Annotated in this window: 30 protein-coding genes; 22 read left to right on the top strand and 8 right to left on the bottom strand. The window is 72.5% G+C overall.

The window, feature by feature from the left end:
- Nucleotides 1-71 precede the first annotated feature (71 nt).
- The 10 genes from hisD (at nucleotide 72) to ACWCPI_RS03635 (ending at nucleotide 7,758) form a co-directional block, all read left to right on the top strand.
- A complete protein-coding gene (hisD, locus tag ACWCPI_RS03680) occupies nucleotides 72-1,394 on the top strand; it encodes a histidinol dehydrogenase (protein ID WP_451036547.1) in 1,323 nt (440 codons plus the stop codon).
- Nucleotides 1,391-2,500 (top strand): histidinol-phosphate transaminase, encoded by a 1,110-nt coding sequence (locus ACWCPI_RS03675; RefSeq protein WP_451036546.1) that lies wholly within the window; start codon nucleotides 1,391-1,393, stop codon nucleotides 2,498-2,500. Before hisD ends, ACWCPI_RS03675 begins: the two co-directional genes overlap by 4 nt.
- Nucleotides 2,497-3,090, top strand: a complete 594-nt coding sequence (hisB, locus tag ACWCPI_RS03670) for an imidazoleglycerol-phosphate dehydratase HisB (protein ID WP_015661105.1) — start codon at nucleotides 2,497-2,499, stop codon at nucleotides 3,088-3,090. The genes ACWCPI_RS03675 and hisB overlap by 4 nt, the downstream gene beginning before the upstream one ends.
- On the top strand, nucleotides 3,087-3,251 hold the full coding sequence (locus tag ACWCPI_RS03665) for a hypothetical protein (protein WP_004001975.1): 165 nt from the start codon (nucleotides 3,087-3,089) through the stop codon (nucleotides 3,249-3,251). Before hisB ends, ACWCPI_RS03665 begins: the two co-directional genes overlap by 4 nt.
- Nucleotides 3,242-3,886, top strand: a complete 645-nt coding sequence (gene hisH / locus ACWCPI_RS03660; protein WP_451036545.1) for an imidazole glycerol phosphate synthase subunit HisH — start codon at nucleotides 3,242-3,244, stop codon at nucleotides 3,884-3,886. The genes ACWCPI_RS03665 and hisH overlap by 10 nt, the downstream gene beginning before the upstream one ends.
- A gap of 4 nt (nucleotides 3,887-3,890) precedes the next feature.
- On the top strand, nucleotides 3,891-4,616 hold the full coding sequence (gene priA / locus ACWCPI_RS03655; RefSeq protein ID WP_451036544.1) for a bifunctional 1-(5-phosphoribosyl)-5-((5-phosphoribosylamino)methylideneamino)imidazole-4-carboxamide isomerase/phosphoribosylanthranilate isomerase PriA: 726 nt from the start codon (nucleotides 3,891-3,893) through the stop codon (nucleotides 4,614-4,616).
- Nucleotides 4,613-5,008, top strand: coding sequence for a RidA family protein (locus tag ACWCPI_RS03650; protein WP_451036543.1), 396 nt, complete (start codon nucleotides 4,613-4,615; stop codon nucleotides 5,006-5,008). The genes priA and ACWCPI_RS03650 overlap by 4 nt, the downstream gene beginning before the upstream one ends.
- 15 nt (nucleotides 5,009-5,023) lie before the next feature.
- Entirely contained in the window at nucleotides 5,024-5,779 is a 756-nt protein-coding gene (gene hisF, locus ACWCPI_RS03645) for an imidazole glycerol phosphate synthase subunit HisF (RefSeq protein WP_451036542.1), read from the top strand.
- A 114-nt stretch (nucleotides 5,780-5,893) separates the two neighbouring features.
- Nucleotides 5,894-6,484, top strand: coding sequence for an ArsR/SmtB family transcription factor (locus tag ACWCPI_RS03640; RefSeq protein ID WP_451036541.1), 591 nt, complete (start codon nucleotides 5,894-5,896; stop codon nucleotides 6,482-6,484).
- A gap of 23 nt (nucleotides 6,485-6,507) precedes the next feature.
- Nucleotides 6,508-7,758 (top strand): MFS transporter, encoded by a 1,251-nt coding sequence (locus ACWCPI_RS03635; RefSeq protein WP_451036540.1) that lies wholly within the window; start codon nucleotides 6,508-6,510, stop codon nucleotides 7,756-7,758.
- Nucleotides 7,759-7,762: 4 nt separating this feature from the next.
- Here ACWCPI_RS03635 and ACWCPI_RS03630 read toward each other — a convergent pair whose 3' ends face one another.
- A complete protein-coding gene (locus ACWCPI_RS03630) occupies nucleotides 7,763-8,398 on the bottom strand; it encodes a TIGR03085 family metal-binding protein (protein ID WP_451036539.1) in 636 nt (211 codons plus the stop codon).
- Nucleotides 8,399-8,472: 74 nt separating this feature from the next.
- Between ACWCPI_RS03630 and hisI the strand changes: the two genes are divergently transcribed.
- The 11 genes from hisI to lgt all read left to right on the top strand — a co-directional run bounded on the left by hisI (nucleotide 8,473) and on the right by lgt (nucleotide 17,475).
- Nucleotides 8,473-8,880, top strand: coding sequence for a phosphoribosyl-AMP cyclohydrolase (hisI, locus tag ACWCPI_RS03625; RefSeq protein WP_388797644.1), 408 nt, complete (start codon nucleotides 8,473-8,475; stop codon nucleotides 8,878-8,880).
- Between the two features lie 11 nt (nucleotides 8,881-8,891).
- A complete protein-coding gene (locus ACWCPI_RS03620) occupies nucleotides 8,892-10,388 on the top strand; it encodes an anthranilate synthase component I (protein ID WP_451036538.1) in 1,497 nt (498 codons plus the stop codon).
- A 150-nt stretch (nucleotides 10,389-10,538) separates the two neighbouring features.
- Complete coding sequence (locus ACWCPI_RS03615; RefSeq protein WP_388797638.1) at nucleotides 10,539-11,180, top strand: TIGR02234 family membrane protein; 642 nt, start codon at nucleotides 10,539-10,541, stop codon at nucleotides 11,178-11,180.
- 135 nt (nucleotides 11,181-11,315) lie between these two features.
- Nucleotides 11,316-11,567, top strand: a complete 252-nt coding sequence (locus ACWCPI_RS03610; RefSeq protein ID WP_451036537.1) for an HGxxPAAW family protein — start codon at nucleotides 11,316-11,318, stop codon at nucleotides 11,565-11,567.
- A 93-nt stretch (nucleotides 11,568-11,660) separates the two neighbouring features.
- Nucleotides 11,661-12,107 (top strand): DUF2752 domain-containing protein, encoded by a 447-nt coding sequence (locus tag ACWCPI_RS03605; RefSeq protein WP_451036536.1) that lies wholly within the window; start codon nucleotides 11,661-11,663, stop codon nucleotides 12,105-12,107.
- A 135-nt stretch (nucleotides 12,108-12,242) separates the two neighbouring features.
- Nucleotides 12,243-13,052 (top strand): indole-3-glycerol phosphate synthase TrpC, encoded by an 810-nt coding sequence (gene trpC, locus ACWCPI_RS03600; protein WP_451036535.1) that lies wholly within the window; start codon nucleotides 12,243-12,245, stop codon nucleotides 13,050-13,052.
- A gap of 20 nt (nucleotides 13,053-13,072) precedes the next feature.
- On the top strand, nucleotides 13,073-13,279 hold the full coding sequence (gene trpM / locus ACWCPI_RS03595; RefSeq protein WP_388797625.1) for a tryptophan biosynthesis modulator TrpM: 207 nt from the start codon (nucleotides 13,073-13,075) through the stop codon (nucleotides 13,277-13,279).
- Nucleotides 13,280-13,348: 69 nt separating this feature from the next.
- On the top strand, nucleotides 13,349-14,635 hold the full coding sequence (gene trpB / locus ACWCPI_RS03590) for a tryptophan synthase subunit beta (protein ID WP_451036534.1): 1,287 nt from the start codon (nucleotides 13,349-13,351) through the stop codon (nucleotides 14,633-14,635).
- Nucleotides 14,632-15,450 carry a tryptophan synthase subunit alpha gene (trpA, locus tag ACWCPI_RS03585; protein WP_451036533.1) on the top strand — a complete coding sequence of 273 codons (819 nt, stop codon included), beginning with the start codon at nucleotides 14,632-14,634 and terminating at the stop codon, nucleotides 15,448-15,450. Before trpB ends, trpA begins: the two co-directional genes overlap by 4 nt.
- Before the next feature lie 121 nt (nucleotides 15,451-15,571).
- Nucleotides 15,572-16,348: a DsbA family protein gene (locus ACWCPI_RS03580; RefSeq protein WP_451036532.1), complete on the top strand. Its 777-nt coding sequence runs from the start codon at nucleotides 15,572-15,574 to the stop codon at nucleotides 16,346-16,348.
- 101 nt (nucleotides 16,349-16,449) lie between these two features.
- Nucleotides 16,450-17,475, top strand: coding sequence for a prolipoprotein diacylglyceryl transferase (gene lgt / locus ACWCPI_RS03575; protein WP_451036531.1), 1,026 nt, complete (start codon nucleotides 16,450-16,452; stop codon nucleotides 17,473-17,475).
- 77 nt (nucleotides 17,476-17,552) lie between these two features.
- Here lgt and ACWCPI_RS03570 read toward each other — a convergent pair whose 3' ends face one another.
- The 7 genes from ACWCPI_RS03570 to ACWCPI_RS03540 are packed head-to-tail and all read right to left on the bottom strand — an operon-like array spanning nucleotide 17,553 to nucleotide 25,492.
- Complete coding sequence (locus ACWCPI_RS03570; protein WP_451036530.1) at nucleotides 17,553-18,383, bottom strand: HpcH/HpaI aldolase/citrate lyase family protein; 831 nt, start codon at nucleotides 18,381-18,383, stop codon at nucleotides 17,553-17,555.
- The gene (locus ACWCPI_RS03565; protein ID WP_451036529.1) at nucleotides 18,380-19,618 is read right to left on the bottom strand and encodes a CaiB/BaiF CoA transferase family protein; all 1,239 of its coding nucleotides are present in this window, start codon (nucleotides 19,616-19,618) and stop codon (nucleotides 18,380-18,382) included. Before ACWCPI_RS03565 ends, ACWCPI_RS03570 begins: the two co-directional genes overlap by 4 nt.
- Nucleotides 19,615-20,508, bottom strand: coding sequence for a ribokinase (rbsK, locus tag ACWCPI_RS03560; RefSeq protein ID WP_451036528.1), 894 nt, complete (start codon nucleotides 20,506-20,508; stop codon nucleotides 19,615-19,617). Before rbsK ends, ACWCPI_RS03565 begins: the two co-directional genes overlap by 4 nt.
- The gene (locus ACWCPI_RS03555) at nucleotides 20,505-21,908 is read right to left on the bottom strand and encodes an ADP-ribosylglycohydrolase family protein (RefSeq protein ID WP_451036527.1); all 1,404 of its coding nucleotides are present in this window, start codon (nucleotides 21,906-21,908) and stop codon (nucleotides 20,505-20,507) included. Before ACWCPI_RS03555 ends, rbsK begins: the two co-directional genes overlap by 4 nt.
- Nucleotides 21,896-23,071: an ADP-ribosylglycohydrolase family protein gene (locus ACWCPI_RS03550; protein WP_451036526.1), complete on the bottom strand. Its 1,176-nt coding sequence runs from the start codon at nucleotides 23,069-23,071 to the stop codon at nucleotides 21,896-21,898. Before ACWCPI_RS03550 ends, ACWCPI_RS03555 begins: the two co-directional genes overlap by 13 nt.
- A gap of 7 nt (nucleotides 23,072-23,078) precedes the next feature.
- Nucleotides 23,079-24,383, bottom strand: a complete 1,305-nt coding sequence (locus ACWCPI_RS03545; RefSeq protein ID WP_451036525.1) for an ADP-ribosylglycohydrolase family protein — start codon at nucleotides 24,381-24,383, stop codon at nucleotides 23,079-23,081.
- Entirely contained in the window at nucleotides 24,380-25,492 is a 1,113-nt protein-coding gene (locus ACWCPI_RS03540; protein WP_451036524.1) for an ADP-ribosylglycohydrolase family protein, read from the bottom strand. Before ACWCPI_RS03540 ends, ACWCPI_RS03545 begins: the two co-directional genes overlap by 4 nt.
- A gap of 271 nt (nucleotides 25,493-25,763) precedes the next feature.
- Between ACWCPI_RS03540 and ACWCPI_RS03535 the strand changes: the two genes are divergently transcribed.
- Nucleotides 25,764-26,495 carry a VIT1/CCC1 transporter family protein gene (locus ACWCPI_RS03535; RefSeq protein ID WP_451036523.1) on the top strand — a complete coding sequence of 244 codons (732 nt, stop codon included), beginning with the start codon at nucleotides 25,764-25,766 and terminating at the stop codon, nucleotides 26,493-26,495.
- The last annotated feature ends 125 nt before the right edge of the window (nucleotides 26,496-26,620 follow it).

Here is a 26,620-nt window from a genome sequence, read left to right as displayed (position 1 = left end):
CCGCGGACGCCGCGTATCAGCCATTGGAACGCGCGGACGGTCCGCGACCCGCGTCTGAGAGAATTGAGTCCGTGATCTCCCGAATCGATCTGCGCGGCGACGCCCTCCCCGAGGGCCCCGCCCTGCGCGACCTGCTGCCCCGAGCCGACTTCGACGTCTCGGCCGCCCTGGAGAAGGTGCGTCCGATCTGCGAGGCCGTGCATCATCGGGGCGACGCGGCGCTGATCGACTTCGCCGAGAAGTTCGACGGCGTCACACTCGACCAGGTGCGGGTGCCCCCCGCGGCGCTCACGCGCGCCCTGGAGGAACTCGACCCGGCCGTACGCGCGGCCCTGGAGGAGTCCATCCGCCGCGCCCGGCTCGTCCACCGCGAGCAGCGCCGTACGACGCACACCACGCAGGTCGTACCGGGCGGGTCGGTCACCGAGAAGTGGGTGCCCGTCGACCGGGTCGGGCTGTACGCACCCGGCGGCCGGTCCGTCTACCCGTCCTCCGTGGTCATGAACGTCGTCCCGGCCCAGGAGGCAGGCGTCGAGTCGATCGCCCTCGCCTCCCCGGCGCAGGCCGAGTTCGGCGGGCTTCCGCACCCGACGATCCTCGCCGCGTGCGCGCTGCTCGGCGTCGACGAGGTGTACGCCGCCGGTGGCGCCACGGCCGTCGCGATGTTCGCCCACGGCACAGAGTCCTGCCCGCCCGCCAACATGGTCACCGGCCCCGGCAACATCTGGGTCGCCGCCGCCAAGCGCTACTTCACCGGCAAGATCGGCATCGACGCCGAGGCGGGTCCGACCGAGATCGCGATCCTCGCCGACGCCACCGCCGACCCGGTGCACGTCGCCTCCGACCTGATCAGCCAGGCCGAGCACGACCCGCTCGCGGCCGCCGTCCTCGTCACCGACTCCGTGGAGCTCGCGGACGCGGTGGACAGGGAGCTGGAGCCGCAGGTCGCGGCCACCAAGCACATCGACGACCGGATCGTCCCCGCCCTCAAGGGCCGGCAGTCCGCGATCGTCCTGGTCGACGGCGTCGACGAGGGCCTCAAGGTCGTCGACGCCTACGGTGCCGAGCACCTGGAGATCCAGACGGCCGACGCGGCCGCCGTGGCCGACCGGGTCCGCAACGCCGGCGCGATCTTCATCGGCCCCTGGGCGCCGGTCTCGCTCGGCGACTACGCCGCCGGCTCCAACCACGTGCTGCCCACCGGCGGCTGCGCCTGCCACTCCTCGGGCCTGTCGGTCCAGTCCTTCCTGCGCGGCATCCACATCGTCGACTACACCAAGGACGCGCTGGCCGAGGTCGCGCACCACGTGGTGACGCTGGCGGAGGCGGAGGACCTGCCGGCGCACGGCGCGGCGATCAAGGCAAGGTTCGGTTGGAAGGTGCCCGGTAAGTGACTTTCGGTATCGACGATCTCCCCGTACGGGACGAGCTGCGCGGCAAGTCCCCCTACGGCGCGCCCCAGCTGGACGTCCCCGTACGGCTGAACACCAACGAGAACCCCTACCCGCTGCCCGAGCCGCTGGTCGAACGGATCGCCGAGCGCGTGCGTGAGGCTGCGCGCAACCTCAACCGCTATCCGGACCGGGACGCCGTCGAACTGCGCACCAGGCTCGCCGAGTACCTGACGAGGACCTCCGGCCATGAGGTGGGGCCGGCCGACGTCTGGGCGGCGAACGGCTCCAACGAGGTCATCCAGCAGCTGCTGCAGACCTTCGGCGGACCGGGCCGTACGGCGATCGGCTTCGAGCCGTCGTACTCGATGCACGGCCTCATCTCGCGCGGCACCGGCACCGGATGGATCTCCGGCCCGCGCAACGACGACTTCACGATCGACCTCACCGCCGCCGAGAAGGCGATCACCGAGAACCGGCCGGACGTCGTCTTCATCACCACGCCCAACAACCCCACGGGCACCGCGGTCCCGGCCGAGACGGTCCTCGCGCTGTACGAGGCCGCGCAGGCGGCGAAGCCGTCGATGGTCGTGGTCGACGAGGCGTACGTCGAGTTCAGCCACGGCGACTCGCTGCTGCCGCTCATCGAGGGCCGGCCGAATCTCGTCGTCTCCCGGACGATGTCGAAGGCCTTCGGCGCGGCCGGCCTGCGCCTCGGCTACCTCGCCGCGCACCCGGCTGTGGTCGACGCCGTGCAGCTGGTACGGCTGCCCTATCACCTGTCGGCCGTCACCCAGGCGACCGCCCTCGCCGCGCTGGAGCACACCGACACGCTGCTCGGCTACGTCGAGCAGCTGAAGTCCGAACGGGACCGGCTGGTGAGCGAACTGCTCGCCATCGGCTACGACGTCACGGCCTCGGACGCCAACTTCGTGCAGTTCGGACGGTTCGACGACGCCCACGCCGTCTGGCAGCAGATCCTCGACCGGGGCGTCCTGGTCCGGGACAACGGCGTGCCGGGCTGGCTGCGGGTCACCGCCGGAACCCCCGAAGAGAACGACGCGTTCCTCGACGCGGTACGTGAGTTGAAGAAGGAGCAGAGCACATGAACCGCGTAGGACGCGTGGAGCGGGTCACCAAGGAGACGTCGGTGCTCGTCGAGATCGACCTCGACGGCAGCGGCAAGGTCGATGTGTCGACAGGCGTCGGCTTCTACGACCACATGCTCGACCAGCTCGGCCGGCACGGTCTGTTCGACCTGACCGTCAAGACCGAGGGCGACCTGCACATCGACTCGCACCACACCATCGAGGACACCGCCCTCGCGCTGGGCGCCGCCTTCAAGCAGGCCCTCGGCGACAAGGTCGGCATCTACCGGTTCGGCAACTGCACGGTCCCGCTGGACGAGTCCCTCGCCCAGGTGACCGTCGACCTGTCCGGCCGCCCCTACCTCGTGCACACCGAGCCCGAGAACATGGCGCCGATGATCGGCGAGTACGACACCACGATGACCCGGCACATCCTGGAGTCCTTCGTCGCCCAGGCGCAGATAGCGCTGCACGTGCACGTCCCGTACGGGCGCAACGCCCACCACATCGTGGAGTGCCAGTTCAAGGCCCTGGCACGGGCACTGCGCTACGCGTCCGAGCGCGACCCGCGCGCGGCCGGCATCCTTCCGTCCACGAAGGGTGCCCTGTGAACGGCACGTCGACCGTCCTGATCGTCGTCGGCCTCTTCCTGGTCGGCGGGATCATCTCCTTCGTCAAGCAGCAGATGCCCAGGAGCCTCGTCGTACTGCTCTCCATCGGCGCCGCGATGTGCCTCGTCGCCGGCGTCATGCGGCTGGAGGTGTGGAATTGAGCACCAGGAAGGTCGTGGTCTTCGACTACGGCTTCGGCAACGTGAGGTCGGCCGAACGCGCCTTCGCGCGCGCGGGAGCCGACGTCGAGATCACCCGTGACTTCGACAAGGCGATGAACGCCGACGGCCTGCTGGTACCGGGCGTCGGCGCCTTCGCCGCCTGCATGCAGGGGCTGAAGGAGGCCCGCGGCGACTGGGTCGTGGAGCGGCGGCTGTCCGGCGGGCGTCCCGTGATGGGCATCTGCGTCGGCATGCAGATCCTGTTCGCGCGCGGCATCGAGCACGGCGTCGAGAGCGAGGGCCTCGGCGAGTGGCCGGGCTCCGTCGAGCCGCTGCAGGCCGACATCGTGCCCCACATGGGCTGGAACACCGTGGACGTGGCGGCCGGCTCCGAGCTGTTCGCCGGCCTGGACGCGGACGCGCGCTTCTACTTCGTGCACTCCTACGCCGTCCACGACTGGAACCTGGAGACGCACAACCCGGCGATGACCGCCCCCAAGGTCACCTGGTCCACGCACGGCAAGCCCTTCGTGGCCGCCGTCGAGAACGGCGCCCTGTGGGCCACGCAGTTCCACCCCGAGAAGTCCGGCGACGCCGGAGCGCAGCTGCTCACCAACTGGATCGGAACCCTGTAGAGACATGGCCAAGCTCGAACTCCTCCCCGCCGTCGACGTCCGCGACGGCCAGGCCGTCCGCCTCGTGCACGGCGAGTCCGGCACCGAGACCTCCTACGGCTCCCCGCTGGAGGCCGCCCTCGCCTGGCAGCGCGCGGGCGCCGAGTGGCTGCACCTGGTCGACCTGGACGCCGCGTTCGGCACCGGCGACAACCGCGAGCTGATCGCCGAGGTCGCGAAGGCGATGGACATCAAGGTGGAGCTGTCCGGCGGCATCCGCGACGACGCCTCCCTGGCCGCCGCCCTCGCCACCGGCTGCACCCGCGTGAACCTCGGCACGGCCGCCCTGGAGACCCCCGAGTGGGTCGCCAAGGTCATCGCCGAGCACGGCGACAAGATCGCCGTCGGCCTCGACGTGCGCGGCACGACCCTGCGCGGCCGCGGCTGGACCCGCGACGGCGGCGACCTCTACGAGACGCTGGACCGCCTCAACAAAGAGGGCTGCGCCCGCTACGTCGTCACCGACATCGCCAAGGACGGCACGCTCCAGGGCCCCAACCTGGAGCTGCTGAAGAACGTCTGCGCGGCGACGGACCGCCCGGTGGTCGCCTCCGGCGGCGTCTCGTCCCTGGACGACCTGCGGGCCATCGCCGAGCTCGTTCCGCTCGGTGTCGAGGGCTCCATCGTCGGGAAGGCCCTGTACGCGAAGGCGTTCACCCTGGAAGAGGCCCTGGAGGCTGTGTCGTCATGACGTCCGATGCCGTACGGCGTGTGCAGAGCGGAAGTCCCTGGGAAGAGTCCTTCGGTTTCGCGCGTGCCGTCGCGGCGGGCGACCGTGTGCTGGTGGCGGGCACCACGTCCTTCAAGGGGCCGGTGCTGTACGGGGAGGGCGACCCGTACGAACAGGCCAAGGTGGCCTTCACCGGCGCGCTGGAGGCGATCGCCGAGTTCGGGCTAGGGCCCGAGTCGGTGATACGGACCCGGATGTACCTGTCCCACCAGCGGGACGTCGAAGCGGTCGCCCGGGCGCACAAGGAGCTGTTCGACTCCGTGCGCCCGGCGGCGACGCTGCTGGTCGTGGAGGGTTTCGTCGACCCGCGCATCCTGGTCGAAGTGGAAATAGAAGCATTCACAGGACGTTAGAGGAGCCGTGGATTCATGACCCTGGCGGTCCGAGTCATCCCCTGCCTGGACGTGGACAACGGCCGGGTCGTCAAGGGCGTCAACTTCCAGAACCTGCGTGATGCGGGCGACCCCGTCGAGATGGCCAAGGTGTACGACGCCGAGGGCGCCGACGAGCTGACGTTCCTGGACATCACCGCCTCGTCGGGCAACCGGGAGACGACCTATGACGTGGTGCGCCGCACGGCCGAGCAGGTGTTCATCCCGCTGACCGTCGGCGGTGGTGTCCGCACGGCCGAGGACGTGGACAGGCTGCTGCGCGCGGGCGCGGACAAGGTGGGCGTCAACACGGCGGCCATCGCCCGCCCCGATCTGATCCGCGAGATCGCCGAGCGGTTCGGGCGTCAGGTCCTGGTCCTGTCCGTCGACGCGCGCCGTACCGAGTCGGGGTCCTTCGAGGTCACCACCCACGGGGGCCGCAAGGGCACCGGCATCGACGCCGTCGAGTGGGCGCACCGCGCCGCCGAGCTGGGCGCGGGCGAGATCCTGCTCAACTCGATGGACGCGGACGGCACGAAGGACGGCTACGACCTGGAGATGATCCGGGCGGTGCGCAAGCACGTGACGGTCCCGGTGATCGCCTCCGGCGGCGCCGGCAAGCTCGGCGACTTCGCTCCGGCCGTCGAGGCGGGGGCGGACGCGGTGCTGGCGGCCTCGGTGTTCCACTTCGGGGATCTGCGGATGGGCCAGGTGAAGGACGCGCTGCGGGCCGCCGGGCACCCCGTGAGGTGAGAGGCGACCGAGCCCCGGCCGCGAGGGTGGCCGGGGCTTTGCCATGGCAAGAAGCGAAAGGAAAATTGCGCAAAGGATATTGTGCAAGTTTTCTTTTGTATCTAGGGTCGGGGCATGACGGGCAAGGAGAGAGACCGCCGGATCAAGGACCTGGGCACGCTCAAGGCGCTTGCCCACCCCCTGCGGATGAACCTGCTCAGAGCGCTGACGATCGGACGCGTGGCCACCGCCTCCCAGCTCGCCGAGCAGGTCGACGAGGCGGTCTCCCTGGTCAGCTACCACCTGCGCAAACTCGCCGAGCACGGGCTCATCGAGGAGGCCGAGCCGCAGAGCGCCGACGGCCGCGAGCGGTGGTGGCAGCCCGCCTCGGACGGAGTGAGCATCCGGGACGAGGACTTCCGCGACGCCCCCGAGAAGGCCGCCGCGCACACGGCGGCGAGCAGGCTGTTCGCCGAACAGCGCACGGACATGTACCGGCGCTGGCTCGACCAGCGGTCCCACTGGTCACCCGAGTGGAACCGGGTCGCCTCGTCCACCGAGTCCAACCTGCGTCTCACGGCGGATGAACTGGCCGAGCTGAACCAGGAGTTGCTCGCCGTCCTGCGCAGGTACGACGAGCAGGGCCGCGCCGCCGAAGCCGCCGGCGGCACCGAGGGCCGCGAGAACGTCGCGGTGCACACGTACACCTTCCCGTTCCGCGCCTGAGACGCCCGAGAGGACATGACACCGTGACCGCCACGCTCACAGCTGCGGCCGACGTCGTCGAGCTGCCCGCTCACCGGGACGGGAACGTCCTGCGCTGGCTCACCGCCTACACCGCCTCGATGATGGGCGACAGCGTCTACTACATCGCCCTGTCCTGGGCGGCCGTCCAGACCGGATCGCCCGCGCAGGCCGGAGTGGTCATGGCGGTGAGCGCGCTGCCCAGGGCCCTGCTGTTGCTGGGCGGGGGAGTGATCGCCGACCGGCTGGGGCCCCGCAGGGTCGTCCTAGGCAGTGACGTGGTGCGCTGCGCGGCCGTGCTCGCGGTCGCGGCGCTGCTGTTCCTCACCACGCCCGGACTGTGGCCGCTGGCCCTGCTGGCCCTCGTCTTCGGCACCGTCGACGCCGTGTTCATGCCGGCCGTGGGGGCCCTGCCCGCGCGCGTGACGAGCCGCGGGCAACTCGCGCGCGTGCAGGGCATGCGCGGGCTCGGCATCCGCTTCGCGAGCGTCGTGGGCGGCCCGCTCGGCGGGCTGGCCGTGGCGGTCGGCGGCGCTGCGGCCGCGTTCGCCCTCGCGGGCCTGCTGATCGCCGTGTCGGTGCCGCTGCTGGTCTGCGTACGGGTGCGGGAGCTGCCCGCCGACGACGCGGCCGCCCCGCACAAGGGCACTGCCTGGCGCGACCTGACGGCCGGCCTCGGCTACATCCGCCGGCACCCGGTGCTGGCCCCGTTGATGGTGGTCATCGCCCTCGGAGACCTCGGTTTCGTCGGCCCGCTCAACGTCGGTCTGACCCTGCTCGCCGACGAGCGCGGCTGGGGTGCCTCCGGGATGGGCTGGGTGCTCGGCGCCTTCGGCGTCGGAGCGGGCGCCGCCTCCCTGCTGCTGACCGTGCGCGGGCACCTGCCGCACGCCGGGCACGTGGCGGCGTACGCGATCGTCGCCGGGTCGGTCGCGATCGGCGGCCTCGCCTTCGTCCCCACCGTCGTCGGCGCCGTCGGCGTGGCCCTGCTCATCGGAGCGCTCGCCGGACTCAGCGGGGCCGTGTGCGGCGCCCTGCTCCAGACCCAGGCCGACCCCGCGTACCTGGGCCGCGTCACCGCCGTCTCCTCGCTGGTCAGCCTCGGCTTCGCCCCGCTGAGCATGCCGCTGTCCGCCGCGGCCGTCGGGGCCTGGGGCACCGGGCCGGTCTTCGTGGTCAGCGCGGCGGTCTGCGGTCTCGGCGGGGTGATCGCCCTGTGCGTGCGCGACCTGCGGCGCGCACAGCTGCCGAGGTGACCCCTCAGATCCCCAGCTGCTTCGACTCGTGCAGCCGGGCGATCGCCTCCTTGTCGCCGTCCAGTTCGACGTCGGCGGCGCTCTGGCGGCCGTAGGAGAACAGCAGCAGCTCCGACGGCTCGCCGGTCACCGTGACGACCGGTGTGCCCCGGTGGGCCACGACCGTCTGGCCGTTCGGGCGGCGCAGCACCAGGCCCGTGGGCGCGCTGCGGCCCATCAGGCGGGCCGTGCGCTCCATGCGCGACCAGAGGGCGTCCTGGAAGACCGGATCGAGTTCGCGTGGCGTCCAGTCCGGCTGGGCGCGGCGGACGTCCTCCGTGTGGACGTAGAACTCGATCGTGTTCGACGCCTCGTCGATCTGCTTGAGCTGGAAGGGCGAGAAACGCGGTGGGCCGGTACGGATCAGCTGGATCAGCTCCTCGTACGGCTTCGCCGTGAACTCCTCCATCGCCTTGTCCAGGCGCGGCCCGAGCTGCTTGATCAGCAGGGCGGCGGCAGCGTCGGGACGGCGCTCGCGCACGACCACGTGGGCGGCGAGATCACGGGTCCGCCAGCCCTCGCAGAGGGTGGGGGCGTCGGGCCCCTCGGCCTCCAAGAGGTCGGCGAGGAGAAGTCGTTCACGCTTGGCGAAGGTCGACATGAGGTAAGCCTACGACCACGTATCGGGTCCGCCCAGTGGACGGTCACCCAGCGTTGTCGGTCGCGCGCGGCACAATGGCAGGCATGACCACGAGCACGCCCCGTCAGCCCAGCCGGCTGGACCCCGAGATCGCCGCGCGCCTCAAGCGCAGCGCGGACGGGCTCCTCCCCGCCATCGCCCAGCAGTACGACACCGGAGAGGTGCTGATGCTCGGCTGGATGGACGACGAGGCGCTGCATCGCACGCTCACCACCGGCCGCTGCACCTACTGGTCGCGCAGCCGCCAGGAGTACTGGGTCAAGGGCGACACCTCCGGCCACTTCCAGTGGGTCAAGTCCGTCGCCCTCGACTGCGACGCCGACACCGTGCTCGTCAAGGTCGACCAGGTCGGCGCCGCCTGCCACACCGGGGCGCGTACCTGCTTCGACGTCGACGTGCTGCTCAAGGACGGCGAGGGCGCCGTCCCGGGCCGGGATCAGTAAGGTCACCCGCCATGGACCTTGAGACGTTCCGCAAGCTGGCCAAAGACCGCCGCGTCATCCCGGTCACCCGAAAGCTCCTCGCCGACGGCGACACCCCGGTCGCCCTCTACCGCAAGCTCGCCGCCGAACGCCCCGGGACCTTCCTGCTGGAGTCCGCGGAGAACGGCCGCACCGCGTTTCAATGGTCTCGCTACTCGTTCGTGGGCGTCCGTTCCGCGGCGACCCTGACCGAGCGCGACGGCCAGGCCCACTGGCTCGGCACCCCGCCCGTGGGCGTCCCCGTCGAGGGCGACCCGCTCGCCGCCCTGCGCGCCACCATCGAGGCCCTGCACACCCCGCGCGACCTCGCCCACGACCTGAATCTGCCGCCCTTCACCGGCGGCATGGTCGGCTACCTCGGCTACGACATCGTGCGCCGTTTGGAGAAGATCGGCCCCGGCGAGCGGGACGACCTGAAGCTGCCCGAGCTGACCATGCTGCTCACCAGCGACCTCGCCGTGATGGACCACTGGGAGGGCTCCGTCCTGCTGATCGCCAACGCGATCAACCACAACGACCTCGACACCGGAGTCGAGGAGGCCCACGCGGACGCGGTCGCCCGCCTCGACGCGATGGAGGCCGACCTCTCCCGCCCGGTCGCCCAGCCGCCGGCGGTGCTGCCGCCGTCCGAAATCCCGCAGTACACCGCGCTGTGGGGCGGCGAGGACTTCCAGGAGGCCGTCGAGGACATCAAGGAGCGCATCCGGGCGGGGGAGGCCTTCCAGGTGGTCCCCTCCCAGCGCTTCGAAACGCCGTGCACGGCAAGCGCGTTGGACGTCTACCGGGTCCTCAGGGCCACCAACCCCTCGCCTTACATGTACCTGTTCCGCTTCGACGGCTTCGACGTGGTCGGCTCCTCCCCGGAGGCGCTGGTGAAGGTCGAGGACGGGCGGGCCATGGTGCACCCCATCGCCGGCACCCGGTGGCGCGGGGCGACCCCGCAGGAGGACCAGGCCCTCGCCGAGGAACTGCTCGCCGACCCCAAGGAGCGCGCCGAGCACCTCATGCTGGTCGACCTCGGCCGCAACGACCTGGGGCGGGTCTGCGAGCCCGGTTCGGTCGAGGTCGTCGACTTCATGTCCATCGAGCGGTACTCCCACGTGATGCACATCGTCTCGACGGTGACGGGCCGGGTGGCGCCGGGCCGTACGGCCTTCGACGTCCTGACGGCCTGTTTCCCGGCCGGCACCCTCTCCGGCGCCCCCAAGCCGCGCGCGATGCAGATCATCGACGAACTGGAACCGTCCAGGCGCGGCTTGTACGGCGGCTGCGTCGGCTACCTCGACTTCGCCGGCGACTCCGACACGGCCATCGCGATCCGTACGGCCCTGCTGCGTGACGGCACCGCGTACGTCCAGGCGGGCGCGGGCATCGTCGCCGACTCGGACCCGGTCGCCGAGGACACCGAGTGCCGCAACAAGGCGGCGGCGGTCCTGCGGGCCGTCCACACGGCGAACCGGCTCGGGTGAACCCGGGCGGACGCGTGGCGTGAACCCGGGTGGCCCCTCGGCGGGGGCCCGGGTGGCCGCCGTGCGGGAGCCCGGGTGGCCGCCAGGCGGAGGGCGCGGGTCCGGCCCACCCGAACCCCGGGTGACTGATCGTTCGGGGTTCGGGTGATAGTGGAGTACGTGACTGCTGTACCTCACCCCCGTTCCGAAGCCCCCGGCCGCGCCCGGGCCGGCCGCACGAGTCTCGCCCTCACCCTGCTGTGCGGTGCGCTCGGCGCGGCCGTCGCGCTGCTCGCCACCCGGCAGCGCTGGTCGGCGGGCACCGTGACGGTGGCCGGCGGCCCGTTCCCCCTGACCGCCAAGGGCAGCGACGTCACGGGCGTCCCCGCGGCCCTGGCCATAGTGGGGCTCGCCGCGCTCGTCGCCGTCTTCGCCGTCCGCCGGGCCGGCCGCTTCGCCGTCGCGGGCCTGCTCGCCCTCTCCGGCGCCGGCATCGTCGCCGCGGCCCTGCTCGGCGCCTCCGACAGCTCCGCGCTCGACGAGCAGGCCGCTCGGACCTCCGGCGACACCGCGGCCACGGTCGACGCCCTCACCCACACCGCCTGGCCGTACGTGGCGGCCGTCGGCGGCGTCCTCATCCTGCTCGCCGGGCTGCTGGCCCTGCGCTACGGACGGCTGTGGCCCGCCATGTCCGGCCGCTACGAGCGCGGCGGCGCCCCCCGCCCGCGCCGCACGGCCCGCGCCGCCGACCCCGACCGCCCGGAGGAGCTCTGGAAGGCCCTCGACCGGGGCGAGGACCCGACCGGGGCCTGACACCCGGGAGACACCCGGGAGACACCCGGGGGCGCGCCACGACCCCCGATCACCGCACGCGCGGGCGTGCGGGACAATGACAGCGAGCGACCGGCTCACCCACGTACACACGTACACAGCAATGAGGAGCAAGCAATGGCGGGCAGCAGCCACGGTCACACCCCGGCCGCCTGGACCGGTGTTTCGATCGCCTTCATCGGTTTCTGCGTCGCGGGAGCCTTCATGGTGATGGACCAGCCCGCGGGCTTCTGGGCCGGCATGGGCGTCGTGGTCATCGGCGGTGTCGTCGGCTGGATCATGAGGGCGATGGGCATGGGGCAGCCGAAGGACGCTCACGAGGCGCTGCTCACGACGCACGAGCGCGAGACCGCGCCCGCGCAGAGCTGAGGCGCGCGACTTCCGCGAACGACTTCGACCTGAGGGGCGACCCGGCGCCGTTGGGATGCCGTGGGGCGCCCCTCATGCGTGTGCGGGGGCACAATGCATGACGTGAACGCCGACAGCGAGCGGGCGGCCCGGCCCGGTGCCGGCGCCCTGGTGGGGCGCGTGGCGGTTCCGGCGGGGGTCCTCGCGGCCGTCGTCGGCGCCTTCGCCTACGTGGGGACCGTCGACCCGAACGAACCCGGCCACTACCCGGCCTGCCCCCTCCTGCGCTACACCGGCATCTACTGCCCCGGCTGCGGCGGACTGCGCAGCGCGCACGCCGTCGTCCACGGGGACGTCCTCGCGGCACTCCAGGACAACGCCCTGGCCGTGGCCGGCTACGTGCTCTTCGCCGTGCTGTGGACCGTCTGGTTGGTCAGGGCGGTGCGCGGGCGCCCGTTCAGGCCGGAACCGGGTCCGGTACAGCTGTGGGCGGCGGGCGCGTTGCTGCTGGTCTTCACGGTTGTCCGGAACCTGCCGTTCGGTGGCTGGCTGCACCCTTGATCGACGGGGAAACGTCCAGGTACTGGGACCGGCGTCAACCGGATGCGGGGCCTACGCCCAGCTCCGGATACCATCGCAGAGACCATAGGTTTTGAACCGCTTTCACAGTCAACCGTCTGGAAGGGGGCCGCTCGCGTGAGTGTGCTCGACGAGATCATCGACGGAGTCCGTGCCGACCTCGCGGAGCGGCAGGCGCGCGTCAGCCTCGACGAGCTCAAGGAGCGCGCGGCGAAGGCTCCCGCTGCCAAGGACGGGGTCGCCGCGCTGAAGGGCGACGGCGTCAAGGTCATCTGCGAGGTCAAGCGCTCCAGCCCCTCCAAGGGCGCGCTGGCCGCGATCGCCGACCCGGCCGGGCTCGCCGCCGACTACGAGGCGGGCGGCGCGGCCGTCATCTCCGTGCTGACGGAGCAGCGGCGCTTCGGCGGCTCGCTCGCCGACCTGGAGGCGGTCCGCGCCCGCGTGGACATTCCGGTCCTGCGCAAGGACTTCATCGTCACGTCGTACCAGCTGTGGGAGGCCCGGGCCTACGGCGCCGACCTCGCGCTGCTGATCGTCGCGGCCCTCGACCAGTCGGCCCTGGAGTCGCTGATCGAGCGCGCGGTCTCCATCGGCCTGACGCCGCTGGTCGAGGTGCACGACGAGGACGAGGTGGAGCGTGCCGTGGACGCGGGCGCGAAGGTCATCGGCGTCAACGCCCGCAACCTGAAGACCCTGGAAGTCGACCGGGGCACCTTCGAACGGGTGGCACCGGAGATCCCCGGCAGCATCGTCAAGGTGGCCGAGTCCGGCGTCCGCGGCCCGCACGACCTCATCGCCTACGCCAACGCCGGCGCCGACGCGGTCCTGGTCGGCGAGTCCCTGGTGACCGGCAAGGACCCCAAGTCCGCCGTCTCCGACCTGGTCGCGGCCGGCGAACACCCGGCACTCCGCCACGGCAGAGGCTGATCACCGCTAGGCTGACCCCGATGACTCTCACCGTGACCACAGTGGACCGGCACCAGCGCCTCGCGCGCGGCTGCCGTCCCCGGGGCTGCCGCGCACCGGCACGCCGCGTGCACGGACGCAGGGTCAGGTACGTCATCGGCGACGAGCCCGGCCAGGTCAACGGCCGCCGATGGCAGCGCGCCCCCCAGGGGCGCGGGGAACTGCGCGACCGGCCGCACCCGGCCTGACATCGCACGACAGGCTCCGCCCCCACGGCGATCAGTGTCTTTTTCACACACTCACCGTGAGGTATCCGCATGCCCAGCGACTTCTTCATCCCCGACCCGGAGGGTCAGGTCCCCAGCACCGACGGCTACTTCGGCGCGTTCGGCGGCAAGTTCATCCCGGAGGCCCTCGTCGCCGCCGTGGACGAGGTGGCCGTCGAGTACGACAAGGCCAAGAACGACCCGGATTTCGCCCGAGAGCTCGACGACCTGCTGGTCCACTACACCGGCCGTCCCAGCTCCCTCACCGAGGTCCCGCGTTTCGCCGAACACGCAGGCGGCGCCCGCGTCTTCCTCAAGCGCGAGGACCTCAACCACACCGGCTCCCACAAGATCAACAACGTCCTCGGCCAGGCCCTGCTGACCAAGCGCATGGGCAAGACCCGCGTGATCGCCGAGACCGGTGCCGGCCAGCACGGCGTCGCGACGGCCACCGCCTGCGCGCTGTTCGGCCTGGACTGCACCATCTACATGGGCGAGATCGACACCCAGCGCCAAGCCCTCAACGTGGCCCGGATGCGCATGCTCGGCGCCGAGGTCATCGCCGTGAAGTCGGGCTCGCGCACCCTCAAGGACGCCATCAACGAGGCGTTCCGCGACTGGGTCGCCAACGTCGACCACACCCACTACCTCTTCGGTACGGTCGCCGGCCCGCACCCCTTCCCCGCCATGGTCCGCGACTTCCACCGCGTGATCGGCGTCGAGGCCCGCCGCCAGCTCCTGGAGCGCGCCGGACGCCTCCCCGACGCCGCGATCGCCTGCGTCGGCGGCGGCTCCAACGCCATCGGCCTCTTCCACGCCTTCATCCCCGACACGGACGTACGCCTCATCGGCTGCGAGCCCGCCGGGCACGGCGTCGAGACCGGTGAGCACGCGGCCACGCTGACCGCCGGTGAGCCCGGCATCCTGCACGGCTCCCGCTCCTACGTCCTGCAGGACGAGGAAGGCCAGATCACCGAGCCGTACTCGATCTCGGCCGGTCTCGACTACCCCGGCATCGGCCCCGAGCACTCCTACCTCAAGGACAGCGGCCGCGGCGAGTACCGCGCGGTCACCGACGACGCCGCCATGCAGGCCCTGCGCCTGCTGTCACGGACCGAGGGCATCATCCCGGCGATCGAGAGCGCACACGCGCTCGCCGGCGCGCTGGAGGTCGGCCGTGAGCTGGGCAAGGACGGCCTGATCGTCGTCAACCTGTCCGGCCGCGGCGACAAGGACATGGACACGGCCGCCCGCTACTTCGGCCTGTACGACACCGACGCCGAGGTCCCCGCCGACGCGGATACCGACGCCGCCGAGATCGAGGGGGACGCCAAGTGAGCGGCAACATCCAGCTGTTGAGCGACACCCTGCACGCCGCCCGGGCCGAGGGACGCTCCGCTCTCATCGCCTACCTCCCGGCCGGGTTCCCGACCGTGGACGGCGGCATCGAGGCGATCAAGGCCGTGCTCGACGGAGGCGCGGACGTCATGGAGGTGGGTCTGCCGCACAGCGACCCCGTCCTCGACGGGCCCGTGATCCAGACCGCCGACGACATCGCCCTGCGCGGCGGGGTCAAGATCGCGGACGTCATGCGTACGGTCCGTGCGGCGCACGAGGCCACCGGCAAGCCGATCCTCGTCATGACGTACTGGAACCCCATCGACCGCTACGGCGTCGAGCGCTTCACCGCCGAGCTGGCGGAGGCGGGCGGCGCGGGCTGCATCCTGCCCGACCTGCCCGTCCAGGAGTCCGCCCTGTGGAGGGAGCACGCCGAGAAGCACGGCCTCGCCACGGTCTTCGTCGTGGCTCCGAGCAGCAAGGACGAGCGGCTCGCCCAGATCACCGCGGCGGGCAGCGGCTTCGTCTACGCCGCCTCGCTGATGGGCGTCACCGGCACCCGTGAGTCGGTCGGCGCGCAGGCCCAGGACCTGGTCGAGCGCACCCGGGCCACCGGCACCGACCTGCCCGTCTGCGTCGGACTCGGCGTTTCCGACGCCGAGCAGGCCGCCGAGGTCGCCGGCTTCGCCGACGGAGTCATCGTCGGCTCGGCGTTCGTCAAGCGGATGCTGGACGCGCCGGACGACGCGGCCGGCGTCGAGGCCGTGCGTGCGCTCGCCGCCGACCTGGCGAAGGGCGTGCGCGCACGGGCGTAGCCACCGTCACGACCCGGACGTCGCAAGTAGTCGGAAGAAGGGTCTTCCGTACGACTCGCTCGAACGGGTGGACCTGAGGCCGGGGAGGCGCGCTGCGCCTCCCCGGTTCGTTCTGGCGGGTGTGAGCGAAAAGAATCCTGAGGGAAAGCGGACCGCCCGGGAGCGGCTGGCGGTCGAGCGGGAGAAGCAGAAGGCCGCGGACAAGCGGCGCCGTGCGCTGATCGTGGGTGCGAGCGTCGTCTGTGTCCTGGGCCTCGCGGCGGTGATCGGAGTCGTCGCGGCGAACGCCGGCAAGGACGACGGCAGTGAGGCGTCGGGGCCGGTGGTGGGCCCCTCGGGGGCGCAGGGCAAGGACGGCCTCGCGATCCCGGTCGGTGAGGAGAGCGCCAAGTCGACGCTCACCATCTGGGAGGACTTCCGCTGCCCGGCCTGCAAGAGCTTCGAGGACGCGTACCGATCGACGATCCACGAGCTGACGGACTCCGGGAAGCTCAAGGTCCGGTACCACCTGGCGACGATCATCGACGGCAACATGGGCGGCTCGGGCTCCCGTAACGCCGCGAACGCCGCGGCCTGCGCCCAGGACGTGGGGAAGTTCGTGCCCTACCACGACGTGCTCTACCGGAACCAGCCGCCCGAGATCGACGACGCCTTCGCCGAGAACGGCAAGCTCCTTCAGCTCGCGGGCAAGGTCGACGGTCTGGACACGCCCGCCTTCCGCAAGTGCGTCGAGGACGGCACCCACGACAGCTGGGTCGACAAGTCCAACGAGGCGTTCAAGAAGAGCGGCTTCAGCGGTACACCGACGGTGCTGCTGAACGACAAGAACATCTACCAGGACCAGACGATGACGCCGGCGAAGCTGAAGCAGATGGTGGAGGCGGCCGCCCAGGGCTGAGCCCCGGCGGGCGGGGTCGCGGCCCGGACACGGCCCGTTATGGACCCGTAGCCGGGCCGCCTGCCATCGGTCCTGCCCGGCAGGGTAGCGTCGACCTTGCCATGGAACTTGCCTACATTCCCAGCCCGTCGCGCGGGGTGATCCACCTCGGTCCCATTCCGCTGCGCGGCTACGCCTTCTGCATCATCATCGGTGTCTTCGTAGCCGTCTGGCTCGGCAACAAGCGGTGGATCGCCCGCGGCGGGCGGGCCGGCACGGTGGCCGACATCGCGGTGTGGGCCGTGCCGTTCGGCCTGATCGGCGGCCGGCTCTACCACGTGATCACGGACTACCAGCTGTACTTCAGCGAGGGCCGTGACTGGGTGGACGCCTTCAAGATCTGGGAGGGCGGACTCGGCATCTGGGGCGCGATCGCCTTCGGCGCGCTCGGCGCGTGGATCGGCTGCCGGCGCCGGGGCATCCCGCTGCCCGCCTACGCCGACGCCGTCGCCCCCGGCATCGCCTTCGCGCAGGCGATCGGGCGGTGGGGCAACTGGTTCAACCAGGAGCTGTACGGGCGGCCGACGGACCTTCCGTGGGCGCTGGAGATCACCTCCTCGACGGACGGACGGGTGCCGGGCACGTACCACCCGACGTTCCTGTACGAGTCGCTGTGGTGCATCGGCGTCGCCCTGCTGGTGATCTGGGCCGACCGCCGCTTCAAGCTGGGTCACGGGCGGGCGTTCGCGCTGTATGTCGCCGCGTACTGCTCGGGCCGGGCGTGGATCGAGTACATGCGTGTCGACGACGCCCACAAGATCCTGGGCATGCGGCTGAACGTCTGGACCGCGCTGATCGTGTTCCTGCTCGCGGTGGCGTACATCGTGGTGTCCGCGAAGAAGCGGCCCGGCCGCGAGCCCGTGGTCGAGCCGGGTGCCTCCGACGCCGGGGCCGACGACGAGGCTTCCGACGGCAAGGCTTCCGGTGACGAGCCTTCCGACCGGACGGCCGCGGCCGACACGGCTGTTGACGGCAAGGCTTCCGACCGACGCGAGGTCTCCGGCGGTGAGGCCGAGGCCGAGGCCGACGCCGACGCCGACGTGAAGGGCGACGCCAAGGACGAGGCCGGGTCGACGAAGAAGACCTGAGACCCGGCGGTACGACGACGAGGGCGCCCGGACTGATCCGGGCGCCCTCGTCGTGTGCGGGCGGGGTCAGGGGCCGGTCACGTCCGGTGGGCCAGGGACAGGGTCCTGCGCGCCGCCGCCACCACCGCCGCGTCGATGAAGGTCCCGTCCTGCAGCGCCTGGGCGCCCCGCTGGGCCGTGGCCGCCTTGACGATCGTCTCCGCCTGCTCCAGCTCGGCGTCCGTGGGCAGGTAGGCCCGCTCGATCACCGGGAGCTGGCGGGGGTGGATGGCGGCCCGGCCCAGGAAGCCCAGGGTGCGGCCGTGGGCGCAGGAGGCGGCGAGGCCCTCCAGGTCGCGGATGTCCGGGTGGATCGACTGGGAGGGCGGGGGCAGTCCGGCCGCCCGCGCCGCGACCACGACGCGGGAGCGGGACCAGTCGAGGCCCGCGTCGCCCCGTACCCCCAGATCGGTGCGCAGATCCGCCTCGCCCAGGCTGATGCCGCGCAGGGCGGGGTGGGCGGCGGCGATCAGGTACGCCCGCTCGATGGCGAGGGCCGACTCCAGCAGGGCGTACAGCGCGGGTGCGCCTTTGCCGGCCGCGGGTGTCGTCTGGGCGAGCCGGGTGATCTGCGCGGGCGCCGTCACCTTCGGAAGGCGCAGGCCGGACAGGCCCGGCAGGGCGGCGAGGGCGCGGAGGTCGGCTGCCGCGGGCGGAGTGTCCAGGGCGTTCACCCGGACGTGCACCGGGACCGGGTGCGGGGTGGACAGGAGCTCGGCGGTGGCCGCCCGGGCGTAGTCCTTGCGGTCGGGGGCGACCGCGTCCTCCAGGTCGACCACGACGATGTCCGCGCCGGCCGTGAGGGCCTTCGCGACCACCTTCGGCCGGTCGCCCGGGGCGTACAGCCAGGTCAGGGGGTACGGCCTCACAGGGCGCCCTCCTCACGCAGGGCCGCCAGTTCGGCGCGGGTCAGGCCCAGGTCGGTGAGGACCTCGTCGGTGTCCGCGCCGTGCGGGCGGCCGGCCCAGCGGATGGTGCCGGGGGTGGCGGAGAGCCGGAAGAGGACGTTCTGCATGCGCAGCGGACCCAGTTCGGGGTCGTCGACGGTGGTGATCGTGTCGAGTGCCGCGTACTGGGGGTCCGTCATCACGTCCCGCACGTCCTGGATCGGGGCCACCGCGGCCTCCGCCTTCTCGAAGGCGGCGAGGACGTCGGCGCGGGTGTGGCGGGCGATCCAGTCGCCGACCGCGCGGTCGAGGACGTCGGCGTGGCGGGCCCGGTCGGCGCCCGTCGCGAACCACGGCTCGTCGATCAGCTCCGGGCGTCCCACCAGGTGCATCACGCGCTCGGCGATCGACTGGGCCGAGGTGGAGACCGCGACCCAGGTGCCGTCCGCGGTGCGGTAGGTGTTGCGCGGGGCGTTGTTGGCGGAGCGGTTTCCGGTGCGCTCCTGGACGTAGCCGAGCTGGTCGTACCAGGTCGGCTGGGGGCCGAGCGCCAGGAGCATCGGTTCGATGAGGGCCATGTCGACGACCTGGCCCTCGCCGCCGCGCTCGCGGGCGGCCAGCGCCGTCATCACCGCGTACGCGGTGGCGAGGGCCGCGATCGAGTCGGCCAGGCCGAACGGCGGGAGCGTCGGGGGCGCGTCCGCCTCGCCGGTGAGCGCGGCGAAGCCGCTCATCGCCTCGGCGAGGGTGCCGAAGCCGGGACGGTGGGCGTACGGGCCGAACTGGCCGAAGCCGGTGACGCGGGTGAGGACCAGGCGGGGGTTGGCGGCCGAGAGTTCGGGCCAGCCCAGGTCCCACTTCTCCAGGGTGCCCGGGCGGAAGTTCTCGATGACGACGTCCGCGGTCGAGGCCAGGCGCAGCAGGGTGGCGCGGCCGCCGGGCTTGGAAAGATTCAGGGTGATCGTGCGCTTGTTGCGGCCCAGGACCTTCCACCACAGGCCCACGCCGTCCTTCGACGGGCCGTGGCCGCGGGAGGGGTCCGGTTTCTCGGGGTGCTCGACCTTGATGACCTCCGCTCCGAAGTCGCCGAGCATCGTGGCGGCGAGAGGGCCGGCGAAGAGGGTGGCCAGGTCGAGGACGCGCAGGCCCGCCAGCGGGGCCGGGCCGGCCTGCGTCGTACGGGGCGCCGCCTGCGCGGTCCGGGTCGCCTCGGTCATGACGCGTACCGTGCCTCGATCTCGGGGCGGTAGGGCATCGACGCCGAGGCGCCCTCCCGCTGGACCGACAGCGCCGCCGCTGCCGCCGCCCAGGACAGCGCCTGAGGCATCGGCCGTCCCTCGCCCAGGGCCACCGCGAGCGCGCCGACGAAGGTGTCGCCGGCGCCGGTCGTGTCGACGGCGGTGACCTTCGGCGCGGGCACGGTCAGGGGTTCGGCGCCGCGGGCGGCGTACAGACTGCCGTCCGCGCCCAGGGTGACGACCACCTCGGGCACCAGGTCGAGCAGCCCGACGGCGGCTTCCCGGGGGTCGGTGCGGCCGGTGAGCGTGGTGGCCTCGTGCTCGTTGGGGACCAACAGGTCGACGGCGGCGAAGAGTTCGTCCGGGAGCGGCTGGGCCGGGGACGGGGTGAGGATCGTACGGACGCCACGGCGGCGGGCCGCCTGGGCGCCGGCGACGACCGCGGCCAGCGGGATCTCCAGTTGGAGCAGCAGGGTGTCGGCGGCGGCGATGACGCCCTCGTCGCCGGGGCTCAGGTGGTCGAGCGTGCCGTTCGCGCCGGGGATCACGACGATCGCGTTGCCGCCCTCGTCGTCCACGACGATGTGCGCGGTGCCGGAGGGCCCCTCGGCGGTGCGCAGGTCGTCGGTGTCCACGCCGGAGTGTTCGAGGGTGGAGCGCAGGTGGGCGCCGAAGGCGTCGTTGCCGACGGCGCCGATCATCATGACGTCACCGCCGGCGCGGGCCGCCGCGATCGCCTGGTTGGCGCCCTTGCCGCCGGGGATCGTACGGAACTCCCGGCCCGTCACGGTCTCGCCGCGCTGCGGGGCCTTCTCGACGTAGGTGACGAGGTCCATGTTCGTGCTGCCGAGCACGACGATGTCGGTCATGGGCGGGTGGCCTCCAAGTGGGTGCGACCGTGGGCGAGTCGGTGGGTGAGCCGGGCCGGCGCGTCGAAGCCGCTGCCGTCGAAGTCGGCGACGGAGGTGGCCAGGCGGTTCTTGAGGGGGGCCGTCCAACGGTCGGGGAGGGCGGCGGGGGTGCCGGTGAGGAGGGCGGCGACGCTGCCCGCGGTCGCGCCGCTCGAGTCGGTGTCCCAGCCGCCGGACACGGCACGGCAGACGGAGCCCGTGAAGTCGCCGTCGGCGTGGGTGAGCGCGGCGGCGATCAGGGCCGTGTTGGGGATCGCGTGGACCCAGTGGTGGGTGGCGGAGTGGACGGCGTGCAGTTCGTCGACGACCGTGTCGAAGTCCTCGTGGGTCTTCGCGAGGCGGACGGCGTGGCGGATCGCCCGGGACAGGCGGGAGGCCGCGGGGATCACCGTCAGGCCGGTGCGCAGGCAGGCGTGGATGTCGTGGGGGCCGGTCGCCGTCGCGGCCCGTGCGATGACCGCCGCCGTGAACATCGCCGCGTAGACGCCGTTGGCGGTGTGGGTCAAGGTGGCGTCCCGGTGGGCCTGTTCGGCCGCCGCGGCCGGGTCGCCGGGGTTGGTCCAGCCGTGCACGTCGGCGCGGATGAGGGCGCCGATCCATTCGCGGAAGGGGTTGCGGTGGCGGGCGGTGTGCGGGGGTTCGATGCCGGTGAGCAGGTTGCGGTAGGCGATGCGTTCGGCGGTGAAGGTACGGCCGGCGGGGAGTTCGTCGAGCCAGAGGCGGGCCACGTCGGTCGTGGTGAAGCCCTTGCCGTGCTCGCGCAGCAGCAGCAGGTTGAGCAGGGGGTAGTTGAGGTCGTCGTCCTCGGGCATGCCGTCGATGTTCTCGGCCAGGGAGGTGGCGGCCGAGCGGCGGTTCCAGGGGTAGCGGCGGGTGAGGTCCTCGGGGACGCCCTTGGCCGTGAAGTACGTGCTGAGGGGCCAGTTGCCGGTGGCTCGGGCGAGTTGCCGGATGCCGTCGAGCGGGAGCTTCTCCACGGGCTTGCCGAGCAGGCAGCCGACGGCGCGGCCCAGCCAGGCGGCTTCGTAGCGCTCCGGAGCGGGGATCGCGGTCGCTGTGGGTGCGCTCGCCGGCGCGGGCCAGGACGGGCAGCAGGCCTTGATCTTCGCGAGGTCGGTGGGTTCCTGTTCCGCCAGCCGGCTCGGCAGGTCCGCCAGTTCGTCCAGCAGGTCCTCCGCCAGCGTCCGCAGATATCTCGACGCCGGTTCGCAAGACGCACCCGCCCGCAGCGGGGCCTGCGGGCCGCCCGCCGCCTTCCACCGTTCCGCGATCCTCGACGGCTCCCGGCCGTCCAGGGCCGCCTGGCGCAACTCGTGGCCGATCAGGTCCTCCGGCTGGACCCAGGTCAGTCGGAGCATCCCCGGCCCTCCAGTGCGGTGAAGGCCGTTTCATGGGCGCGGCGCCGGCGTACGTCCCGGGCGTGGATCTCCCTGGCCACCTCGGTCAGCGCGCGGGGCGGTTCCCACAGGTCCAGACGGCTGGCTTCCGCGACCGCCTTCGACCAGTCCTCCGGGACGGGGGAGCCGAGGGCGCCGGCCAGCGCGCCCGCCATCGTCGCGATGGAGTCGCAGTCGCGGCCGTAGTTCACGGCGCCCAGAACCGAGGCGCGGTAGTCGCCGTCGGCCACCACCAGCATCCCCAGCGCGACGGGGAGTTCCTCGATCGCGTGCAGGCGGGACGGGCGACGGGCGCCCAGGGAGGGCTGCCGGTAGTCGGGGCCCACCGTGTCGTAGGGCGTGACCGCCTCCCGCAGGGGGGCCAGCGCCGACTCGAAGTCCCGGTGGGCGCCCGCCACTTCGCATACCTTCTCGATCGCCGCCCTCGTGCCGTCCTTCGCCAGCGACAGACAGGCCGAGACGACCGAGTCCGGTGTGGCCCCGGGTGCGCAGGCCGCCGCCACCGCCGCCGCGAAGACACCCGCAGCCTCACGGCCGTACGACGACTGGTGGGCGCCCGCGATGTCCAGGGCCTCGGTGTACGCGGCCCTCGGGTCGGCCGCGTTGACCAGGCCGACCGGGGCCATGTACATCGCGGCGCCGCAGTTGACGATGTTGCCGACGCCGGCTTCCCGTGGGTCCGCATGGCCGTAGTGGAGGCGGGCCACCAGCCATTTCTCCGCGAGGAAGATCCGGTGCAGGGGGAGTGCCTCCGACTCCAGTTCCGGGATCCAGCGCGGGTTGGTCATCAGGTCCGGGACCAGGTGGTCGGCGATCGCGTACGCGTCGAGGTGGTCGCGGACCGTGGCGTAGACGCGGATCAGCGCGTGGGTCATCAGGGTGTCGTCGGTGACGTGGCCGTCGCCCTTGTGGTACGGCGCGATGGGGCGGGCCGTGCGCCAGGCGTCGCCGTTCCAGGGGCCGACGATGCCGTGGACGCGGCCGCCGTGGCGCTGCAGGATCTGGTCGGGGGAGTAGCCCTCCACCGGGCCCCCGAGGGCGTCGCCGACCGCCGCGCCGACCAGGGCGCCGGTGATCCGCTCGTCCAGACGCGGGCCACTGTTTTCTTCTGCTTTGGGCGTCATGCCCGAATCATCCTCCTGGTCGGGCCGGTTGTGCGGCTTCGAGGAGTCCGGCGAGTTCCACCAGGTCGGTGCCGGTGAGCCGGGGGAGCACGCAGCCCGAGAGGGTGCGGCAGGTGTCGCGCCAGCTCGGCGGGATCGCCGCCCCACCTCCCAGGGCGCCGGTCAGGGCGCCGGTCAGGGCGGGTGCCGAGTCGGCGACCCGGGACAGGCACGCCGAGGCGGGCACCGCCTCGGCGATACGGCCGTGCGCGGCGACCGCGAGGGCCAGGGCGACCGGGACCGTTTCGGCGGCGGCGATGCCGTAGCTGTAGACGTGGTCGACGATCTGGTGTTCGAGGAGGGGGATCAGGGCGAACGCGCCGTCGGCGTCCCGCGCGAGCCTCAGCGCGTGGCGGGCGTTGCGCCCGATCTCCGTCTCCTCGGGGAGTTCGGCGAGGGCCGCGTCGACGCAGGCCCCGGTCTCCGCGCCGGTCAGGGCCAGTGAGAGGGCCGCCGCCATCGCCCGCGCGCCGTGCACGCCGTCGCCGTCCTGGGTGTAGCGGGCGTCGAACTCGGCGAGGGCGGCGGCACCGCGGGGGTCCCCGGGGTGGGCGACGGCGAGGACGCAGGCGCGTACGCAGGCCGCGTCGTCGAAGTAGTGCGGGTTGTCGTGGCCGGTCGCGGGCGGGCGCAGGCCGGTGGCCAGGTTGCCGAGTCCGGCGCGGACGGAGATACGGGCGCGCAGGGGGAGGATCGCCGACTCGATCTCCGGGGCGCGGTCCGCCGCCGCGGCGATCTCGTCGGCCAGGGCACTCCAGGTCAGGTCGATCGCGGTGCGGGTGCGGCGCTCCCGGCTCAGGTCGCCGAGGGCGGTGTCGTCGCCGGCGCGCAGGAGCGCCTCGGCCGCGAAGGCCGCCCATTCCGTGTCGTCCGAGGGGCCGAGGAGGAGGGGTTCGGGAGGCTGGTTCAGGGCGATGGGGACGGGGAGGGTGGTCGTCGCGTTGTGCTCGGCGAACGTGTCCAGCTCGCGGGTGAGGCGGCGGGTCCAGTCGGGCATGCGAGCGGCCCGGTGGCGGGCGGCGGGCCAGCCTGAGGCGTCGCCCGCGGCGAGGCCCAGAAGGAGGCCGAGGACGCGCTGACCGGCCTCGCCCTGGGCCTGCCGGCTCCCGCCGGCGCCACGCGTGCGGCTCGCCCCGCCGGGCGCGGGCGGCTCGTGCGGCAGCGCCCCGTCGTCGGTGGACGCGGGCTCGGCCGGGTCCTTCAGGGCTGCGGGGCCGGGGTCCGGGGGTGCCGCAGCCGCGGCCCCCTCGTCCCACGGGACCGGCGGCGTCACGGTCGGCCCTCCGCCTCTTCAGCCGCGGCCAGGGCGAAGGAGCCGCGCGGGGGAGGCTCCTGCCGGGCCCGGACCTCGCCGGGTACGAATCCCCCCGCCCCCCACTTGCCGTCCTCCCCCGGCACCAGAAGCTCCGCCACGTCCAGCACATGGTGTCCGGCCATCGAGGGCAGGCAGCTGCCTCGCGCCGGGCCGATCGCACACGCCCAGTCCGTCGGGATCGCCGAGGCTCCCTGGGCCGCCCCGGCCAGGGCTCCGGCCACCGCGGCCGTGGTGTCCGCGTCGCGGCCCATGTTCACCGCCGTCAGCACGGCCTGGACGAAGTCGCCGTCCGCGGACGCGTACGCCCCGAAGGCCAGCGCCACCGCCTCGGGCGCCAGATCGGTCCAGGGGTAGCCGCCGATGACGACCGCGGAGCGCACCGCGCGTTCGCCGCGGTGGGCGACCGCGACCGCGCGGCGCAGGGAGCGGGCCGTCCAGGAGTCGTCCGGGACCACCGCGAGGGCCGAGGCGACCACGGCGATGGTGGGCGCGCCGGCCATCGCGGCAGCCACGCCCGCCGCCACCGCCTGGCCGCCGTAGATGCCCTCGCCGTCATGGCTGACCGAACCGTCGATCGCCACCAGACGGGCGGCCTCGGCCGGACGGCCCGCCGCGAAGACACCGAAAGGGGCCGCGCGCATGGCGAGGCCGTCGCTCCAGGCGTGGCGGTGCTGGGCGGAGATGGGGGCGGCGAGGCCCCGGCGGAGGTTCTCCAGCGTGCCTCGCTCACTGAATCCCGCGCCGCGGAAGGGACCCTCCGCGCGGTCCGCGATCCACTCGTGCCAGGCCGCCTCCACATGCGCCGGGGTGAGGGCCGAGCCGTGGCGGGCGAGGAGGAGGCCCGAGAAGATCGCGTACTCGGTGTCGTCCGTCCCGGAGGGGTTGTCGGTGACGAAGCCCGTGATGCGGCCCCAGCGGGCACGGATCTCGGAGGGCTTCATGTTCTCCGCGGGGGCGCCCAGCGCGTCGCCGACCGCGAGGCCCAGGAGCGCGCCGCGGGCCCGTGCGCGGAGTTCGGCGGCCTCGCCGGGCACCGGGACCGAGGGGATGCAGGCGATCGATGCCATACAGCGCCTTCCTCCGGGGGCTCCGCCCAGGGCGCGGAGCCCTTTGCGGATGTGTCCCACCGTCGGCGGTTGACCCGAGCCTCGGACGCCCCAGAGTCACCCGGTCGACATCTGTGCGGGCCTGTACACGAATGAGCGTTCTACGGAAAAACCGCAGGTAAGCCCAGCCTTTCCTTGCTGGCGAGGCGGAATGAGCGGGAGTAGATTTTGTATTGTCCAAGAGTAGAACCTGTCTAAAGACAGCCTTGCCTCAGTTCAACGGGAGACCCTCATGGCCATCATCGAGACCGAAGCGGCGCTGCACGAGGCGCACCGTGACAACCACACGCACCGCGATGTGAACGGTGGCTGGCTGCGCCCCGCGGTCTTCGGCGCGATGGACGGGCTGGTCTCCAACCTCGCCCTGATGACCGGTGTCGCGGGCGGCGCGGTCAGTCACCAGACCGTCGTGCTGAGCGGGCTCGCCGGGCTCGCCGCCGGTGCCTTCTCCATGGCGGCCGGCGAGTACACCTCCGTCGCCTCGCAGCGTGAGCTCGTCGAGGCCGAGCTGGACGTCGAGCGGCGGGAGCTGAGAAAGCACCCCGAGGACGAGGAGGCCGAGCTGGCGGCCCTGTACGAGGCCCGGGGTGTGGAGCCCGAGCTCGCGCGGGCCGTGGCCGGGCAGCTCTCCCGTGACCCCGAACTGGCCCTGGAGATACACGCCCGTGAGGAGCTTGGCATCGACCCCGGTGACCTGCCGTCGCCGCTGGTCGCGGCCGTCTCGTCGTTCGGCTCATTTGCGCTGGGCGCCCTGCTGCCCGTGCTGCCCTATCTGCTCGGTGCCACCACGCTGTGGCCGGCCGTGCTGCTCGCGCTCCTCGGCCTGTTCCTGTGCGGTGCGGTCGTGGCCAGGGTGACCGCACGGACCTGGTGGTACAGCGGGCTGCGGCAGCTGGCGCTCGGCGGCACGGCGGCCGGTGTGACGTACGCCCTGGGCAGCCTGTTCGGAACGGCCGTAGGATAGTGCGACTGGAACTTATGCGTTGGGCCGCATAAGTAGCCGTTACTCGCTGGTTTCGAGTGGTTAACCACCGGGCATGAGCCGTAAGCGCTGTGGGCAATGACGCCTGGGGCGCACTCGCGGGGTGG

The organism is Streptomyces sp. NPDC001920 (assembly GCF_053594495.1).
Note: the sequence above shows the minus strand (reverse complement) of the source record. Positions and strands in the feature narration are given on the sequence as shown.